This is a genomic window from Erwinia rhapontici, from assembly GCF_012271765.1.
GTDB classification, from domain to species: Bacteria; Pseudomonadota; Gammaproteobacteria; order Enterobacterales; family Enterobacteriaceae; genus Erwinia; species Erwinia rhapontici.
Genome location: NZ_VRKO01000013.1, coordinates 94034 through 110843, shown reverse-complemented (window position 1 = coordinate 110843; position 16810 = coordinate 94034). Strand labels below are relative to the sequence as shown.

At 54.9% G+C, this 16810-nt stretch carries 14 protein-coding genes and 1 tRNA gene; 5 read left to right on the top strand and 10 right to left on the bottom strand.

Translation table 11 applies throughout. From position 1 onward, the window contains the following. Nucleotides 1-214: 214 nt before the first annotated feature. Nucleotides 215-1054: a MurR/RpiR family transcriptional regulator HpxU gene (gene hpxU, locus FVB43_RS11505; RefSeq protein WP_133846203.1), complete on the bottom strand. Its 840-nt coding sequence runs from the start codon at nt 1052-1054 to the stop codon at nt 215-217. A 216-nt stretch (nt 1055-1270) separates the two neighbouring features. Between hpxU and FVB43_RS11500 the strand changes: the two genes are divergently transcribed. The 4 genes from FVB43_RS11500 to hpxZ are packed head-to-tail and all read left to right on the top strand — an operon-like array spanning nt 1271 to nt 4849. Next, on the top strand, nt 1271-2857 hold the full coding sequence (locus FVB43_RS11500; protein WP_133846202.1) for a gamma-glutamyltransferase family protein: 1587 nt from the start codon (nt 1271-1273) through the stop codon (nt 2855-2857). Between the two features lie 17 nt (nt 2858-2874). Next, complete coding sequence (gene hpxX, locus FVB43_RS11495; protein WP_197931283.1) at nt 2875-3069, top strand: oxalurate catabolism protein HpxX; 195 nt, start codon at nt 2875-2877, stop codon at nt 3067-3069. After that, nucleotides 3066-4463, top strand: a complete 1398-nt coding sequence (locus FVB43_RS11490; protein ID WP_167864038.1) for an AtzE family amidohydrolase — start codon at nt 3066-3068, stop codon at nt 4461-4463. Before hpxX ends, FVB43_RS11490 begins: the two co-directional genes overlap by 4 nt. A gap of 2 nt (nt 4464-4465) precedes the next feature. Next, nucleotides 4466-4849: an oxalurate catabolism protein HpxZ gene (gene hpxZ, locus FVB43_RS11485; protein WP_133846200.1), complete on the top strand. Its 384-nt coding sequence runs from the start codon at nt 4466-4468 to the stop codon at nt 4847-4849. Between the two features lie 78 nt (nt 4850-4927). Here the strand turns inward: hpxZ and puuE are convergent, their stop codons facing one another. The 3 genes from puuE to FVB43_RS11470 are packed head-to-tail and all read right to left on the bottom strand — an operon-like array spanning nt 4928 to nt 7388. Beyond that, a complete protein-coding gene (puuE, locus tag FVB43_RS11480; protein WP_133846199.1) occupies nt 4928-5887 on the bottom strand; it encodes an allantoinase PuuE in 960 nt (319 codons plus the stop codon). Nucleotides 5888-5931: 44 nt separating this feature from the next. Beyond that, nucleotides 5932-6672, bottom strand: a complete 741-nt coding sequence (gene hpxA, locus FVB43_RS11475; protein ID WP_133846198.1) for an allantoin racemase — start codon at nt 6670-6672, stop codon at nt 5932-5934. A 2-nt stretch (nt 6673-6674) separates the two neighbouring features. After that, nucleotides 6675-7388 (bottom strand): GntR family transcriptional regulator, encoded by a 714-nt coding sequence (locus FVB43_RS11470; RefSeq protein ID WP_133846197.1) that lies wholly within the window; start codon nt 7386-7388, stop codon nt 6675-6677. 146 nt (nt 7389-7534) lie between these two features. Between FVB43_RS11470 and FVB43_RS11465 the strand changes: the two genes are divergently transcribed. Beyond that, complete coding sequence (locus tag FVB43_RS11465) at nt 7535-9031, top strand: NCS1 family nucleobase:cation symporter-1 (protein WP_167864037.1); 1497 nt, start codon at nt 7535-7537, stop codon at nt 9029-9031. A gap of 66 nt (nt 9032-9097) precedes the next feature. Here the strand turns inward: FVB43_RS11465 and FVB43_RS11460 are convergent, their stop codons facing one another. From FVB43_RS11460 to FVB43_RS11435, 6 genes are all read right to left on the bottom strand, one after another. Then, nucleotides 9098-9652, bottom strand: coding sequence for a hypothetical protein (locus FVB43_RS11460; protein WP_167864036.1), 555 nt, complete (start codon nt 9650-9652; stop codon nt 9098-9100). A gap of 239 nt (nt 9653-9891) precedes the next feature. Continuing rightward, nucleotides 9892-9968: transfer RNA gene (locus tag FVB43_RS11455), tRNA-Asp, on the bottom strand. Nucleotides 9969-10099: 131 nt separating this feature from the next. Beyond that, the gene (gene dnaQ / locus FVB43_RS11450) at nt 10100-10855 is read right to left on the bottom strand and encodes a DNA polymerase III subunit epsilon (protein ID WP_259150958.1); all 756 of its coding nucleotides are present in this window, start codon (nt 10853-10855) and stop codon (nt 10100-10102) included. A 178-nt stretch (nt 10856-11033) separates the two neighbouring features. Next, nucleotides 11034-12452: a carbohydrate porin gene (locus tag FVB43_RS11445; protein ID WP_133846194.1), complete on the bottom strand. Its 1419-nt coding sequence runs from the start codon at nt 12450-12452 to the stop codon at nt 11034-11036. Nucleotides 12453-12561: 109 nt separating this feature from the next. Then, nucleotides 12562-15300 (bottom strand): family 78 glycoside hydrolase catalytic domain, encoded by a 2739-nt coding sequence (locus tag FVB43_RS11440; RefSeq protein ID WP_167864035.1) that lies wholly within the window; start codon nt 15298-15300, stop codon nt 12562-12564. Nucleotides 15301-15361: 61 nt separating this feature from the next. Beyond that, on the bottom strand, nt 15362-16798 hold the full coding sequence (locus tag FVB43_RS11435) for a 6-phospho-beta-glucosidase (protein ID WP_167864034.1): 1437 nt from the start codon (nt 16796-16798) through the stop codon (nt 15362-15364). Nucleotides 16799-16810 lie beyond the last annotated feature (12 nt).

Genomic DNA, 16810 nt, shown 5'->3' with positions numbered 1-16810 from the left:
TGCGTTATCTGCCTCACATTTTTTACGCGACGGTAAAACCGCAGAAAACAAAAAGTGTGTTAAATCCAAATATTAAGCGTTATTACAGGCCAAAAAACTGATATTCAGTACAGAAAAACCGGGCAAAAGAGGGAAACACTGGCGGGAAAAAGGGTCCGAAAAAGGGCGCCTTGCGGCGCCCCAAAACCATGCAATGCACCAGAATAGCGCCCCATTAGCGCTGTTCCAGCTCATCCAGCTGGGTGTAGAGGTCAGCAATCTGATGAATACGCTGACGACCGTCACTGAGTAATTCGTGAAGTACTGCGTTGGCCAGCAGGTTGATCAGGCTGTTGGCCGCTGCATAGCTGTCGAAGGCAGAGACACTGTCCAGCGGCGCGCACAGCTGCCAGCGCGCCAGGGCAATCACCGCCTGCGCCTGGGGTTCACACAGTGCCAGCACAGGAATGCCGTTGTGCTGTAGCTGCTGTAACAACGGGCGGATAATGCGTGGGCGGCGCCGGAACGCCATCACCACCACCATATCCTCCGGTGTCAGATCCACCAGCTCTTCAGAGAGCGTCTGCCCCGGCTGTGGCAGCACCTGCACCTGTGTTCTGGCCTGCAATAACTGCTGGCGCAGGTGCAGCGCCACCGGGTATGCATTACGCATCCCAATGATAAAAATACGTTTACTGTTTGCCAGCGCCTGAACGACCTCGCCAAAGTGCGCCGCATCAATCCCGTTCACCCACTGGGTGAGGTTGGCCATCTCCTGCTTATAGTGACGGGCCAGCAACGTGTTGCCCTGCACCGCATCACGGTGGTCAGTGAGCGGCATCCCGCTCTGGCGCAGGGTGCGCAGTTCGTCGCGCATATCTTTATATTTTTCATAGCCCAGGCGCTTAAACAGACGGCTTACCGTGGCCTTGGACACCCCGCTGAGACGTGCCAGATCGGCACTGTTGTAGCTGATCAGGTCATCGAAATGATCGAAGGCAAAATCAGCGATACGTTGTTCCTGCGGCGAAAGCTGCGCGTAGTGGCTGCGCAGGCGTTCATCAAGCTGCATCATGTGATTAACCCTGTAACGTTTGTTTCATCCTCAGAATGATATACAAATAACGTGCCTGTCTGTAGCTCACACCGTTGCGGGCTGAAAATCGGCCGGTTTTGAATCAAAAACCGGAGCCATACGACAGATATTCAATTGTTAACATTCTGCCGCTCGACAAACTGGAACGGCTATTGCTTTAGTCAACCTATCAGCTATCTGAACGACGGGAATGGAATGAATCAAAGTAATATGGCCCCGCTGGGCATGGCGGTGACGCCGCACCATCTGGCCAGTGAAAGCGCACTGGGTATTTTACGCGAAGGGGGGAATGCCATTGAAGCGATGGTGGCTGCTGCCGCGACGGTTGCCGTTGCCTATCCTCATATGAATGGCCTGGGAGGCGATGGCTTCTGGCTGATTGTCCCGCCGAAGGGTGACCCGGTGGCGATCGATGCCAGCGGTGCGGCAGGTTCGCTGGCGACAATCGACTTTTATCAGGGCAGCAGCAGCATTCCCCATCGCGGCCCGAAATCGGCCCTGACGGTGGCGGGTACGGTCAGCGGCTGGTCAGAAGCGCTGGACATCTCACGTGAACTGGGCGGTCAGCAACTGCCATTGCCGCGCCTGTTGGCGGATGCGATCCGCTATGCCGCCGATGGCATTCCGGTCACCGCCTCCCAGGCGACCGCCACCGCCAGTAAACAAGCCGAACTGGTGAATCAACCGGGATTTGCCGCCACCTTCTTACCCGATGGCGAAGTGCCGTCGTGTGGCAGCCGTTTTACCCAGCCCGATCTGGCAAACACCCTCATTCATCTGGCCGAAGCCGGGCTGGACAGCTTCTATCGCGGCCCGCTTGCCCGTCAGCTCGCCAGTGAGATGTCACGGCTGGGAATGCCGGTCACGCTGGAAGACCTGAACCGTCAGCAGGCTAAACGCCGGACGCCACTGCGTATCCACCATCAGTACGGCGATGTCTTTAATATGACACCGCCCACGCAGGGCCTGGTATCACTGGCGATCCTGGGGATCACCGACCATCTGAATATGGCCGATGCCGATGAGGCACAAACCATTCACCGCATTGTGGAAGCCACCAAGCTGGCCTTTGGCCTGCGCGACCGTTACATCACCGACCCGCAGCATATGCGTGAACAGATGCAAACGCTGCTCGACAGCGATCGTCTGCAACAGATGGCGGCGCAGATCGATGTCAATCAGGCGGCGCCGTGGGGCACGGGTAAAGGGCCGGGCGACACCGTGTGGATGGGCGTGATGGACAGCAGCGGGCTGGCCGTCTCCTTTATTCAGAGCATTTATCACGAATTTGGTAGCGGTGTGGTGATCCCCGGCACGGGTATTACCTGGCAAAATCGCGGCGCGGCTTTCAGCCTCGATCCCGATCACCTGCTGGCGCTGATGCCGGGTAAACAGCCATTCCACACGCTGAACCCAGCGGCAGCACGGTTGAACGATGGCAGGACGATGGTATACGGATCGATGGGCGGCGATGGCCAGCCACAGACTCAGGCGGCCATTTTTACCCGCCATGTGGTACAGGGCATGGGATTGCAGCAGGCGGTGAGTGCGCCACGCTGGCTGCTGGGGCGCACCTGGGGTCAGGCCTCCGATTCACTCAAACTGGAAGGTCGCTTCCCGCCAGAAACCATTGCCACGCTGCGGGCGCTGGGCCATGAAGTTGAGCTGTTGCCTGATTTCAGCGAAGCCGTGGGCCATGCGGGCGCGATTGTGCGTCACAACAACGGGATGCTCGAAGGGGCATTCGATCCGCGTAGCAACGGCAGCGCGGCCGGGTTTTAAAAAAGAGGGAAACTGAGATGAGTATCAAGCAAAAGGCGCCCGACTGGGCAGCCTATGTCACGCAGATGGAGCAGGTGCTGGCACTGGAACTCGACGACGCACGCCGTGCCGAGCTGCTGACCCAGTTCAACCGCATTGCCGGCATGGCCGCGCCGCTGATGGCCTTCCCGCTGGACGATCGCCTGGAAGTGGCTGGAGTGTATAAAGCATGAATCTGGCCGCACTGTCGATTGCCGAACTGACCCAATTGCTGGCTAAAGGTGAGTTGAGTGCACGCGAGATCGCCCTGCATACGCTGTCGGCGATCTCGCAGCATAACCCTGAGCTGAATGCCTGGACCCAGATTACCCAGGAGCGCATGTTGCAGGAGGCGGACCGGGTTGATCGCCTGAAACAGGGCAACCTGCCGCTCCCCCCACTGGCAGCGGTGCCTTACGCAGTCAAAAATCTGTTTGATGTGGCCGGACACGCGACGCTGGCCGGGGCCAGTTTATTCAGCGATCGTCCGGTGGCATGTCAGGATGCCTGGGCCGTGCAGAAGCTGGCAGCCGGCGGCGGACTGCTGTCCGGGATGCTGAACATGGATGCGTATGCCTACGGTTTCACCACCGAAAACAGCCATTATGGTGCCACGCGTAATCCACACGATCTGGCGCGGATTGCCGGGGGATCGTCGGGGGGGTCGGCCGCCGCCGTGGCCGCCGGGCTGGTCCATTTCTCCCTCGGTTCGGATACCAACGGCTCGATCCGCGTTCCGGCCTCACTGTGCGGAATCTTTGGTCTGAAGCCGACCTACGGTCGCCTGTCGCGCAGCGGCAGTCATCCGTTTGTCGCCAGCCTTGACCATATTGGTCCGTTTGCCCGCCGCGTCAGCGATCTCACCCACGTCTACGATGTATTACAGGGCAGCGATCCTGCCGATAGCTTCCAGGCTGATAAAGCCATGCAGGCGGTCAGCCCTCTGCTGGAGCGCGGTAGTGAAGGGCTGCGCTTTGGCGTGCTGGGCGGTTACTTTCAGCAGTGGTGCGATGACGACGCCCGCGCTGCGGTGGCGGTTGCAGCCAGCGCACTGAATGCCAGCGAAGAGGTCGTGCTGCCGGAAGCCGAACTGGCACGTACGTCGGCGTTTATTATCAGCGCATCTGAGGGCGGGAATCATTACCTCCCCGCCCTGCGCCGTGCACCTGAGCGCTTTGAGCCTTTGTCGCGTGAGCGCCTGCTGGCCGGGGCGATGATCCCCGCCGCCTGGTACATTCAGGCCCAGCGCTTCCGCCGCCACTTCCAGCAGCAGGTGCTGCCGCTGTTCGATCATGTGGATGTGTTGATTGCACCGGCTACCCCCACCAGCGCCACGTTGATTGGCCAGGAGACCATGCACATTAACGGCAGTGACCTGCCGATCCGCGCCAGCATGGGCATGTTAACCCAGCCCATTTCGTTCCTCGGCCTGCCGGTGACCACGGTGCCATTACGTACCCGTAGCGGGTTACCCATCGGTCTGCAACTGATTGCCGCCCCGTTTAATGAAGCCGCCTGCCTGCGTGCCGCCAGCGCGCTGGAGCAAATGGGCATTACGCACGCGGCCCCTGCGGATAGGGAGCATTGATCATGAAAAGTGAACATATTGACCGCCCGGCGATCCTCGCCGAAGTTACCGCCGCGTTTTATCGTTACGAAGAGGCGTTAATCAGTAATGACATTGCGGTGCTGGATGAACTTTTCTGGCACGACGAACGCACAGTGCGCCTGGGTGCGGGAGAGAACTTGTACGGTATCGATGCGATTCGCGAATTTCGGGCTGCACGTCCTTCAGCCGGGTTATTCCGTCAGTTACAGAATACGGTGATCACCAGCTACGGCGATGATTTTGCGGTGTGCAGCACAGAGTTCACCCGCGAGGGCAGCGACAAAATCGGCCGTCAGCAGCAGACCTGGGTCAGGCTCCCCTGTGGCTGGCGCATTGTGGCGGCGCAGGTCAGTTTGATGAGCTGACAGGTACGCAGAGACCTGGTGGTCTCTGCGATAATACAGGACGGGCTCAGGGCAGCGAGGCAAGCCTCGCTGTCAGCATTACGCTTTCGGTGCCGGGTGGGTTTTCACCCAGTGGTCAGCGATTTGCTGGCGGGTACAGATCCACACCCCTTCATGCTGCTGGATATGGTCAAGGAAGCGCTGTAAGGCGCGGAAACGGCCTGGGCGGCCCAGCAGACGGCAGTGCATACCAATCGACAGCATTTTCGGTGTGCTGTCCCCTTCTTCGTACAACACATCAAAGCTGTCTTTCAGGTAGGTGTAAAACTGCTCCGCGGTGTTAAACCCCTGCGGCGTGGCAAAACGCATATCGTTAGTTTCTAGCGTATAAGGGATGATCAGATGCGGTTTCACCGTGCCATCCTGACAGGTGACCTGCGTCCAGAACGGCAGATCGTCGCCATAATAGTCGCTGTCATAGGTCAGGCCGCCCTGTTCCACGACCAGACGCCGGGTGTTGGGGCTGTCGCGACCGGTATACCAGCCCGTTGGCGTCTTGCCAAACAGGTCGGTCAGGGTATCCAGCGCCAGTTGCATATGCTGGCGTTCTGTTTTTGCATCCATGCCCTGATAGTGGATCCAGCGCCAGCCATGACTGACGACATCGTAATCAGCGGCTTTGATCGCCTCGACGATCTCCGGGTGCCGTGCCAGCGCCATGGCCACGCCAAAGACCGTCAGCGGCAGGCCACGTTTTTGAAATTCGTTATGGATGCGCCAGAATCCGGCGCGTGAGCCATATTCATACAGTGAATCCATCGACATATGGCGCTCAGGATAGCTGGCCGCCCCAATGATATCGGAGAGGAACTGCTCGGAGCCTGTATCACCATGCAGAACATTATTTTCGGCGCCCTCTTCGTAGTTGAGGACAAACTGCACCGCGATCTTCGCGTTACCCGGCCAGGCCGCATGGGGCGGGTTGCCCGCATAGCCGCGCAGGTCACGGGGATAGTTTTTGTTGAAGCTGTACTCTTTTTTTTCCGAAGTGTTGCTCATCGTCTCAGTCCTTAACGTCGCAAAAAGAAATGGGACCCGACTGTTCAGTTTAGGCGCTCAAACTGGCCCGACAGGTTTTTTCGTATCGGGTAGTCAAGATCGCCGTGCTTACTGGTGTTCAGACCTAATGCTACCAGCGACTCCACCATTTTCACGGCAGCCGTCACGCCATCGATCACCGGTACGCCCAGTTCACGTGTCAGCGATTGCGCCAGATCGGCCATACCACCGCAGCCGAGCACGATGGCACCGCAGCCATCTTCGCGGATGGATTGTATACAACGCTGGCGCACTTTCTCCTGCGCCAGCCCGCTGCCATCTTCCAGTGCCAGCACCGGCAGGTCGATGGCGTGCAGGGCTGCACAGTGATGCTCAAAGCCATATTGCTGAAGCAGATGGCGGGCAATAATCAGGGTTCGCGGCAGCGTGGTGACGATGGAAAATCGTGTGGCCACCAGGGTTGCCATATGCATCGCGGCTTCGGCAATCCCGACTACCGGTCCCTGCGCCATCTCGCGTGCGGCCAGTAATCCCGGGTCGCCGAAACAGGCAATCACATGGCCACAGACGCCCTGCTCACGGCCGATTTTGATCTGCTCCAGCACGCCAATGGCAGCAATGGCCTCATCAAAATGCCCTTCAATCGACGGCACGCCCTGCGTCGGGCACACCGCCAGGATCTCGGTATTCCCTGCCGCCACCGCACGTGCCGCTGCACCGATGGTTTCCGTCATTGCCAGGCTGGTGTTGGGGTTGATCACCTGAATGACCTGTTTGCTACTCATCATCATGCTCCTTTTGACGCAAACAACCGGGAAAAGTCCGGCAGCGTTTCGCCGCTGCGTTCAAAGCGCAGACTGGCGACGATATGATCGAAATGTTGCCGTAGTGCGTCAGTCAGCTGAGTCAGTGATTTTTCCCGTAGCAGCACCACCAGCCGATCGTGATCGTCACAGCGGCAGCCCTGCTGCCAGGGCGCACCATATGCCGCAACCACCAGCGAGGAGCGCTGGGTCAGCCGCGTCACGATTTCGGTCAGCACCTGGTTGCCCGAAATCGCCTGTAACTGAATATGGAATGCCGCTGAGAGGCGGATCGCCGCTGCACCATCGTGATTTTCGTGGGCCTGCTGCTCCTGGAGATTGAGTTTCTCCAGGGCAGCAAGATGAGGGGCCTGGCAGTGCATTAATACCTCAGACAGGTTCGCGCACTCAATCAGGCTGCGAGTACGGAAGATATCCTGCGCCTCCTCAACGGTTGGCGTGGCGACCTGCGCACCACGTTTGGGCGTCAGCGTGATCATTTGCACTGCGGCGAGGCGTTGCAGCACTTTACGAATGCCGGTACGGCTGACGCCGAACACCTCGGAGAGTGCCTCCTCCGGTAATTTACTGCCCGGTGGTAACTGATGTTCCACGATTGCCGTCATCAGCGCCTGATAGATAGGCTCATCCTTGTCACTCAGGTCGGAGGCCGTTTTCAGCCCGGTTTCACTCTTCATTCCCTACTCCGGTAAACATCATTTCCGTCAAGAATCGTACACATTAAAACTGACTTTTGTATACATGAAATTACATTCTGGCCTGGATCCTGCAATGTCTCCTGTAACCCGGTTTATTGATAACTGTATTCACAGGAGCAGGTTTCATGCCAAATAGTCATGGTTCTTCCCCGGCAGCGGCGTCAGACGCCACCGTCAACTACAGCCCACGGCTGTGCAATGAGGATCTGGCGCCAACGCGTGACCAGAACTGGAGTTGGTACAATATCTTTTCTTTCTGGATGTCCGATGTACACAGCATGGGTGGCTATGTGGTGGCCGCGAGCTTCTTCACGCTGGGCCTCGCCAGCTGGCAGGTGCTGCTGTGTCTGCTGGTCGGCATCTGTATTGTGCAGGTCTGTGCCAACCTGGTGGCGAAACCCAGCCAGATGGCGGGCGTACCCTATGCGGTGATCTGTCGTCAGGCATTCGGCGTATTTGGTGCCAATATCCCGGCGGTGATCCGCGGGTTAATCGCCTTTGCCTGGTACGGCATTCAGACGTACCTTGCAGCGAATGCACTGATGCTGGTCTCGCTGAAGTTCTGGCCTGCGCTGTCGTCACTGACGCACGCCTCCTGGCTGGGATTATCGCAGCTCGGCTGGATCTGCTTCGGTATTATGTGGCTGTTGCAGGCGATGGTGTTCTGGCACGGAATGAGCGCGATTAAGCGTTTCATTGATGTGGCTGGCCCGGCGGTGTACGTGGTGATGGTGGCGCTGGCAGGATGGATTGTATACAAAACCGGGTTTGACGGTATCTCCTTCACCCTGGCAAGCAAGACGCTGACGGGCGGCGAGCAGGCATGGCAGATGCTGACGGCTACCGCGCTGGTGGTGTCGTACTTCTCTGGCCCGCTGCTGAACTTCGGTGATTTCTCTCGCTACGGTAAAAGTATGGGTGAAATCCGCCGGGGAAACCGCTGGGGCCTGCCGTTTAACTTCCTGCTGTTCTCGCTGGTCACCGTAGTGATTGTTTCGGGTACACAGTCGCTGTTTGGCCGAATGATCACCGACCCGATTGAGACAGTGAGTATGGTCGGTAACGATCTGGCAGTGGCGATTGGTCTGCTGACAATGATTACCGCCACCATCGGCATCAACATCGTGGCCAACTTTGTTTCTCCGGCTTTCGATTTCTCCAACTGTTCGCCACAGAAGATCAGCTTCCGCACCGGCGGGATGATCGCAGCGGTCGGTTCCGTGCTGCTGACGCCGTGGAATCTGTTCCAGTCACCGGAGCTGATCCACTATACGCTGGATGTGCTGGGCGCGTTTATCGGGCCACTGTTCGGCATCCTGCTGGCCGATTTCTATCTGATCAAACGCAGCCAGATCTCCGTTGATGATCTGTTTGATGCCACGCCAAAAGGTAAATACTGGTATCGCGGTGGTTTTAACCCGAAAGCGATTGTGGCGCTGCTGCCATCGGTAGCCATTGGCCTGGTGATCAGCTTTATTCCTTCGCTGCATGCGGTGGCAAACTTTAGCTGGTTTATCGGGGTGGCACTGGGCGCAGGCAGCTATCGCTGGATCGCCCGTGGCGATGTGGAGAATGCCTCAACACAAGGCTATAACGCGAAAGTCGCGATGCAGAAAGAGTGATATGACCAGGGGCCAGAGATTTTCTGGTCCCTGGGCTTTCTTGTTGTACCGTAAGCCTGCCCGCAGTTACGGATACAGGGTATACAGAATGCGCTCATGGCTTAATGAAAAAACAGCAAGTTCAGCCTTTGTCATTTTATTAGCGTTAATAAGTTTCTCTTTCTCTGCCAAGAAACGTTGATCGTCCGCAAAATACAGCGCGGTAAGATAATCACTATCCAGGATGTTTTTCTCTTCAGCGATCGCAATGACAGACTGGTAACACCCTTTGTCTTTCTTACCCACCCTTTCTTTCAACATACATTCCGGTAGTAAGAGCACCGGGCGCGGATTTTTTTTATTCAGCATTTCATATTGTGAGATGGCACTATCATATTTTCTGTCAGAGACTAGCAGGTTGGCATACATCCGTCTTACGTTAACATTATCAGGGTGTTTGGTAGAGAGCACTTCCAGTCTGTGCAGAACCTCAGCACGCTCCGCCACCGACGACATGACATATTGCTTCATGAGATCCGATGCTTCAGCAGTAGGTTTATCGGCATAAACGGGGGCCGCTTGTAATCCGGATGCCAGTGTAACGATCAGTAGTACGGTGAAGAGAAATATCGGCTTTATCATGGCTCATCCTTGAACGGTTTAATCTTCATCTTTTTTCTTATATCAGAGGGATGGAAAGTGATACATCGACTCCCGGTCATTATCTATAGATATTTTACGATATAAGGTGATTCACCGCGCGGCAGCACGATAACGATCGAAAGGATAAGCAGACAGGATGGGTGAGATATTCAGGAAGGGCATCATCGTCGTAAAACGAAAAAGGCCGATTCTTTCGAATCGGCCTTTCTCTAAATGCTTGGCGGAACGGACGGGGCTCGAACCCGCGACCCCCTGCGTGACAGGCAGGTATTCTAACCAACTGAACTACCGCTCCACCGATGTTCCCCGTCGGGAACGAGGCGCATATTACGGGGCGGCCTGCGCTGCGTCAACGCTTTTTCTGTGGAATTATCTCAACTGCTCTCTTTTTCACCGAAAGTGCGTTTTCGCCTGCTTTTTAATCACTTATACATCACTGGCATCGATCGGGCGCCATAAACAACTGCCGCCCTTTTTCTGCACCAGATCAAGACGCGCCTCATGCGCGATCCGCTCTTGCTCGCTGGCACGCACCACGCGCAGCCCCGAGGATGGCCGGGTAATGCGGTGAATGGTTTCGCCATCATCCTGTTCTTCACGATCCCCTTCCATTGAGAAGGTCAGCGAGGTCTGCCCGCCGGTCATGATCAGGAAGACTTCGGCCAGTATTTCGGAGTCAAGCAGTGCGCCGTGCAGCGTACGTTTGCTGTTGTCTATCTCATAGCGTGAGCACAGCGCATCAAGGCTGTTACGCTTGCCGGGGAACATCTTACGTGCCATCGCCAGGCTGTCGGTGATCTGACAGAAGGTTTCGGTTTTGGCAATGCCACGCTGCAGTTTGGCAAACTCATAGTCCATAAAGCCGATATCGAACGACGCGTTATGGATCACCAGCTCTGCGCCATCAATATACGCCAGGAAGTCATCTGCCACCTGAGCGAAGGTGGGTTTATCCAGCAGGAATTCGTCTGCAATACCGTGTACGCCAAAGGCTTCCGGGTCCACCAGCCGATCGGGCTTGAGATACACATGGAAGTTATTGCCCGTCGGGCGGCGGTTAATCACCTCAACGGCACCAATTTCAATAATGCGATGCCCTTCATAGTGGACACCAATCATGTTCATACCGGTGGTTTCGGTATCGAGAACGATGATCCTGTCATTAGTACTTTGAAAACTCACTATTCGTTACTCACTATAATTGAATGCGTGCCTGGCTCAAGGATGCTGCGGCGTGTTGAAAGGGGGATACGCCACACAGAATAGCATCTGCCATGTGCTCAAGTCATGCTTCACTGCTCAGAGCAACGAACCAGCGGCATCACAACACCGCTGGCTGATCAGACGATGATGGGTCGAATCAGAACCACGCTTCCCACATCGCGCCGACGTTGAAGGAATCAAGGCGAGTGTCCTCAGTGTCCGTGGTGCGCGCCGTATGCTGGTTATCCACTTCTCCCCCGGTGACATAGAAACGCAGCATTGGTCTGAAGTCTGGCCCCATAGCAAAAGAGATATTTTGCGAAAGCGTCATCTTCCACCCTTTGTTGCTTCCCCCTTCTTCGTAGTTAACGCGCTGATAGCCGCCTTCAAGCCAGGTCGAATGTACTTCGTTCCAGAAATACATTGGGCGGATTATCGCGGCGTAGTTTCTGCGGTTATCCTCACTCAGTTCGCTGTTACGATAGTCCTGGAAGGCCAACAGATACCTGACGGTGGTCTGAGGGTTAACGGTGTAGACCCCATCAAAGCTGGTATAAATCGAGCGCAGCGCGTCCGTTTTGTTATAAACGCTATTATCTGCGTTGTCTGAATAGCGCGTGATGAACTGGTTCATCGAGCGATCGGTCGTATGGCTGAGTACTACGGCCCCCTGCCACGCTTTGGTACGTTCATCGCTTTCTACCGCTTTTGAGTCAAGCCCGTAGTTGGCGTACAGCGCCACATCAACCGGACCGACTGTGATGCCATGGATTTTTGACGTCAGCGCATAATTGCCTTTTTCACCCGTGCCGGCCCCACCCGTACAGGAAATTCGCGAAGGATTATCGCCATCTTCTACCACCCGTGCGTCACAGGACTCCACCGCCCCCACGGCGGCCAGATCAAACAGCACGCCGTTGAGATCGAGATTCTTAATCCCCGCCCCCTGCCCGTCATGGCTCATCCACATGTAGTCATTCAGCTCCTGCTGTGGACGTTGATGGAAATCACGTCCGGCCCAGAGATACGCATCGGGCTGCGATTCAAACAGGTTGGTAACGCCAACGTAGGCTTTCTTTAAATTAAGCTCGTCGCTCCAGTGATCGATCATCACGTTGGCATCCCAGATGGCGCCATTTTCCGCTTTAAAGGTTTTAGACAGCTGATACTCCCCGCCGTAGCCTTCGTTCCCCAGGCGACCAATACCCGACGAACCATTATAGGAACCATCCACCGCGATATATTTTTGGTCACCGCCCTGGAAATGGGCACCATAACGGGCATACGCGGAAAACTTCAGTCCGTAAGGGATGGCCATATCGGCGGAGGGTGTGACGGCAACAGGGAGAGCTTCTGGCGCAGCGGATGTTGCAGCAGCAGGGGCAGCCGCTGGCGTTAGCGTTGGCTGCGTTGCGGCACTCACTCTTGCTTCACGCTCTGCCAGCGCTTTTTCCACCGCCTGAGCGACAATCTTATCTAACTGCTGCTGGCTAATCATTTGCTCCGCAAGAGCAGAAAACGGGCACAGCGCGGCAATGACCGCCACCGTTAAGGGCAGTTTTTTAAATGTGTTCATTATTATCTCTATCTATTATTTTTTTCAGATAATAAGCACCCCTCCGGCTTTGCCGGAATGATGCTTATTATCAACAGAGGGTGTTATTTATAAATAAAAAATAACGTGCTTAGTTTCCATTCGAGACAAACGCATAGTGCCCGGATCCTGCTAACACTTTAACGTAACCACTGCCCTCAGAAATAAACTGAATATCCTTCACCGTATTTAATCCCACACCGCTTTCTTTAATGTCATCGATATGGCGGGCTGGAATATAAATAAAGGCTTCCGTATTCGCGGGAATCACGACATTCAAATGCCAGATCTGATTGTTCACCTCAAACGAAGCGCTAATCTCTCCACGGATAGTCGGAACGGTGATGTCGGCCTTTGTCAGGCCTTGCAATATCGGTTTGATCTGAAACTGCTCATACGCGGGTTTGAGGGGTTTTACGCCAAAAACCCCCTGAGAAGCGACAATGACTGGTGCCGTCCCCCACGGATGAGAGTGGCTGACGGTAAGGTCGTCAGACTCATTCCAGGCTTCCATGGTAGAGCCTGATCCCTGTTCCATCATGTGCCGCCAGTTATGGCTATTTTGACGGAGCGTTCCATCACTGTTCAGGCCCGTTATCTGATTGATAGCTTCCATTCCCTGGCCGTTTTCTGCCATCGCACTCAGAGCAAACAGCGCGCTATATACACTGCCTTCCAGCATCTTTTTATCTGCCAGGAATGTCGCCGCATGGCGGGCCTCTTCAGGCGTCGCAAGACCGAACGCCACACCAAATGCATTCGCCTGGCTGGAGAGATGATGTTTACCGCCAATATTGTCTTTAAAGGCCTGAGCCCCGGCGTCATAAAAGCCCGAACGGAAGCCACGGGCTGAGGCATCCGCCAGCTGGCGATAATGCTGCTGGTCCTGACGTTCACCTAATGCCCCGGCGATGTCCGCCAGCGTCTGCGTTCCTTTAGAAAAGAACGCATTGGTCACATTGTGAGTATTGGAGAACTGATAACCGGCACGTAATGAGGCAGGCCAGTCCACGATGTCATGATCCGGTCCCGGCGCCCCATCGCCATAATTCGCTGTCACCCGCCCGGTTTTATCATCAAAACCTGCGGTCAGCTTCGCCGGAATTTTACCTTTGAGCTGCGAATAATACGTGCGGATCAGACGATCATCGCCGGTGTACAGGTAATCATTCCAGGCATTGAGGATGTTGTAGACCTTCCATTCCATCGGCCAGGTCGAGTGGTCGATCAACCATTCCGTGGAAAAGCGCGCCAGCGGGTAACCCTTGTCGAGTTGGTAATTGCTCAACTGCTGGATGTAAGTATCCGCTTCGTAAGGCGCACGTTCACGGTTAGGAGAATCAACGTAGAGATCGTGATTCAGTACCTTGATTGACGCTTTTGAGAACGCCCAGATATCATTCAAGGTCTTATTCGATGAGCTGAATGTGGCCGCACCGTCATCGAACGGATAACGTAACGCCTGCGTTGTTAGCATTTCACCCAACTGACTGGCAGTCAGTGCATCCGGCAATCCAGAAATTTCCGCATAGCGGAAGACGCGGAAACCAAAATGTTCAAGCGTCTGTTTGCCGGGTTTTAGCTGCCATTTATCGAGGTTGTTAATTAACGCGGCAGTCTGCCATTTTACGGCGCCATCGGCGGCCAGTATCTCCCCCGTTTTGATCGTGACGTCGTTAGCGATCGACTGTCGGTTATCCAGGGTCAGCGTCATACCACCGACGACCGTCGTTCCATAATCCAGCAGGAAGTGGCCTTTACCCAGTGATGTCACCTTACGCGGCTTCACCTCTATCTGTGTCAGATTCTCTGCCGGGTAACCCGTCAGATTATCAATCGGTGACTGTACACGCGGTGCTGACCAGGTCCTGTCGTCAAAACCCGTGACGTCGAAACCGGCTGGATAATTTTTAGCGACGATATTTTCATGGGGATAGCGGAAACCCACCCAGGATACCGCCTCCTGAGCATGAACATCGCCTGCATAAGGGAATGCCGCTGTGCCATCCAGCACTTTCCAACGCTCATCAGTAGCAATCGTCTGCACCTCTCCATCCTGATAATGGATGCGCAGTTCCGCCATAAAGCTTTTCTTTTTACCGTAGGTAAACGCCAGTGCCCCCAGCGCGTTGTCTTGCCCTTGACGCAGCAGTGCCGTGACATCAAAGGCGTTATAGAAATGTTGGTTGTTGTAGCCTCTGACAGGCCCCAACCCGGCAAACGTACCATTCACATTCACCTTATAGACATACTGTCGGGTATCTTCGGGCGTCTGGCCTGTCGCATAAAGGATCGCGCGGCTGATGGGTTTATTTTTTGCCCGAAAACTGTGTCGGAAGAAGGCCCAGTTGGGCTGCGCTTCAGACCAAATGGGTTTTGCCTGCCAGCCCGCTTTCAATGCGGTATCAAAGCGAGAGAGAGGAGCAAACGCCGATGCCTGTCCTTGCCGATCCCACACCTGTACTGACCAGTAATAGCGGGTAGCACGGCTGAGTTGCGGCCCGCTATATGGCACCGCCGAAGATTGCGCAGAGGGTATTTTTCCGGAATCCCAGACAACGTTTTTTTCTCTGGTCAAACGACCCGCAGGGTTAATCACCGCGTCACTGGTGGCCACGATAATGCGGTAAGCCGTTTGCTTTTCACTCCGACCACTGCCTGACAGTGCCCAGCTAAATGCCGGATGACTTAAATCCTCAACCAGCAAGGGCTTTTGTTGCAGTTCGGTCAGCAAACTGTTTTGTATGACGGATAAATCTGCCTGTGCGTGATACGTGGTAATACTGAGGCTTATAAACAGAGTAAGGGACAGAGAGGTTCTTTTTTTCATCTTCCAACCTTTATTATTGAGCGACCTCCCTGTCGCGTATGATGTCATCGTTTAATATGGCTCAGAGCGTATCGCCGTTGCTGGCAATCACCTTTTTATACCAGTGAAAACTTTTCTTTTTCGACCGAACAAAGGTGCCGCTGCCGTCATCATTTTTATCAACATAGATAAAGCCGTAGCGTTTGCTGTATTGCCCGGTGGTGAAGGAGACACAGTCAATGCAGCCCCAGGGGGTGTACCCCATAACGTCAACGCCATCCTCAAGAACAGCTTTTTTCATTTGCTCAATGTGAGAACGGAGATAGGCGATACGATAGTCATCATTGACCTCGCCGCTTTCCTCTTTTACATCCACCGCACCAAAGCCGTTCTCGACAATAAACAGCGGTTTCTGATAACGCTCATACAGAATATTGAGCACATAACGCAAACCCACCGGATCGATTTGCCATCCCCAGTCTGAGGCTTTGACATGCGGATTAGGCACACTGCCTTCAAACCCTGACAGGGCAGAACCGCTGCCGGCCTGTTCGCTGCTGACGGCATTGCTCATGTAATAACTCAGGCCAATATAATCGGCGCAACCTTCACGCAGGATTTGTGCGTCACCCGGCGCCATCACAATGTCATACCCTTTACGCTGCCACTCTTTCAGGATGTACGACGGATAATAGCCGCGCATATGTACATCACCGAACAGGAAGCGCTCCCTCATGGCTTCCTGAGCATACATCACATCGTCGGGATGGCAGGAGAAGGGATACAACGGCACCATGGCGATCATGCAGCCAATCTGTAACTCCGGGTTAATCTCATGCCCGAGTTTCACCACCTGCGCACTGGCAACGAACTGGTGGTGCAGCACCTGGTACATGCATGCTTCCGGGTTCGGCTCCTGGGTGAAGATCACCCCGGAACAGCAGTAGCCAAACAACGGGGTTTTCCAGTTACGCTGATTGTTAATCTCATTGAACGTCATCCAGTATTTCACTTTATGCTGGTAACGCTTCAAGACTGCCGCACTGAATCTGACAAACAAATCCACCACTTTGCGGTTTTTCCAGCCGCCATATTCCGTGACCAGATGATTGGGCATCTCGAAATGTGAGAGCGTAATGACGGGCTGAATACCCTGTTTAAGCAGCGCATCGAACAGCGCGTCATAAAAACGCAGCCCTTCTTCGTTCGGCTCCAGTTCATCACCGAGAGGGAAAATGCGTGACCAGGCAATTGAAGTGCGGAAACACTTGAACCCCATATCAGCAAACAATGCGATGTCGCCAGGATACTGATTATAGAAATCCACCGCGTCGTGATTGGCGTACAGAAGGCCCTCCTTGATACCGTCTGTAATCACACGATCCACACCATGTGCTCCGCTGGTCAGGACATCAACAATACTCGGGCCTTTGCCCCCCTTGTCCCATCCGCCCTCGACCTGGTGTGCGGCAACCGCACCACCCCACATAAACTCTTTTGGTAATTTATTGTTCATCATTCACTTCTTTTT

Coding starts and splice junctions, on each gene's coding strand:
- hpxU (WP_133846203.1), bottom strand. CDS start 1,054: ATGATGCAGCTTGATGAACGCCTGCGCAGCCACTACGCGCAGCTTTCG.
- FVB43_RS11500 (WP_133846202.1), top strand. CDS start 1,271: ATGAATCAAAGTAATATGGCCCCGCTGGGCATGGCGGTGACGCCGCAC.
- hpxX (WP_197931283.1), top strand. CDS start 2,875: ATGAGTATCAAGCAAAAGGCGCCCGACTGGGCAGCCTATGTCACGCAG.
- FVB43_RS11490 (WP_167864038.1), top strand. CDS start 3,066: ATGAATCTGGCCGCACTGTCGATTGCCGAACTGACCCAATTGCTGGCT.
- hpxZ (WP_133846200.1), top strand. CDS start 4,466: ATGAAAAGTGAACATATTGACCGCCCGGCGATCCTCGCCGAAGTTACC.
- puuE (WP_133846199.1), bottom strand. CDS start 5,887: ATGAGCAACACTTCGGAAAAAAAAGAGTACAGCTTCAACAAAAACTAT.
- hpxA (WP_133846198.1), bottom strand. CDS start 6,672: ATGAGTAGCAAACAGGTCATTCAGGTGATCAACCCCAACACCAGCCTG.
- FVB43_RS11470 (WP_133846197.1), bottom strand. CDS start 7,388: ATGAAGAGTGAAACCGGGCTGAAAACGGCCTCCGACCTGAGTGACAAG.
- FVB43_RS11465 (WP_167864037.1), top strand. CDS start 7,535: ATGCCAAATAGTCATGGTTCTTCCCCGGCAGCGGCGTCAGACGCCACC.
- FVB43_RS11460 (WP_167864036.1), bottom strand. CDS start 9,652: ATGATAAAGCCGATATTTCTCTTCACCGTACTACTGATCGTTACACTG.
- FVB43_RS11445 (WP_133846194.1), bottom strand. CDS start 12,452: ATGAACACATTTAAAAAACTGCCCTTAACGGTGGCGGTCATTGCCGCG.
- FVB43_RS11440 (WP_167864035.1), bottom strand. CDS start 15,300: ATGAAAAAAAGAACCTCTCTGTCCCTTACTCTGTTTATAAGCCTCAGT.
- FVB43_RS11435 (WP_167864034.1), bottom strand. CDS start 16,798: ATGATGAACAATAAATTACCAAAAGAGTTTATGTGGGGTGGTGCGGTT.